This window comes from Thermoactinomyces intermedius, from assembly GCF_013912365.1.
In the GTDB taxonomy this organism is placed as follows: Bacteria; Bacillota; Bacilli; order Thermoactinomycetales; family Thermoactinomycetaceae; genus Thermoactinomyces; species Thermoactinomyces intermedius.
The window spans coordinates 1-757 of sequence record NZ_JACETT010000100.1; the positions used below are offsets into that span (position 1 = coordinate 1).

Genomic DNA, 757 nt, shown 5'->3' on the forward strand with positions numbered 1-757 from the left:
ATCACCACATTGGGACGCGGAGGTTCCGATACAACGGCGGTTGTTTTGGCCGCAGCCCTGGGGGCGGATTGCTGCGAAATTTACACGGATGTCACCGGGGTTTTTACTGCGGACCCGCGTGTGGTGCCCGCCGCCCGGAAAATGGATGAAATCACTTATGAAGAAATGCTCGAACTGGCACACTTGGGAGCCGGCGTTCTTCATCCGCGTTCGGTGGAAACGGCGCTCCATCATCAAGTCCGGTTGATGGTCCGTTCCAGTTTTGTGGATGAACCCGGAACATGGGTGAAAGGGGAGAAAACCATGGAAAACGAGTTAAACGTACGGGGCATCGCTCATGATCTCGATGTTGCAAGAATCAAAGTGCTGGGCCTGCCCAACCGCGAAAATATGTTGTCGCAATTATTCGGACTCATCGGCGGAGCGAATATCAATGTCGACATTATTGTGCAAAGTGAACATGACCAGAAGGAGATCGATGTGGCATTCAGTGTGCAAGAATCTGAAAAGGATGCAACGATCGAATTATTAGAATCGGCAAAAGATTCCCTGGGTTATGCCCAATTGATTTCCGAATCCGGCCTTGCCAAGGTGTCTGCCGTGGGGATGGGCATGATGACAAAGCCGGGAGTGGCCGCAAAAATGTTTGCCACACTGAGTGAAGCCGGAATCCGGGTGAAAATGGTTTCGACATCTGAAATTAAAATTTCGTGTGTGGTGAACAGGGAAGTGGCATTGGAAGCCGTTCGCCGGCTTC

The 757-nt window shown here is 51.5% G+C and carries 1 protein-coding gene; it reads left to right on the forward strand.

Features of this window, described 5'->3' with window-relative positions:
- A partial coding sequence (locus H1R82_RS14380) for an aspartate kinase (protein WP_181821723.1) occupies window positions 1-757 on the forward strand: 757 nt, incomplete at both ends.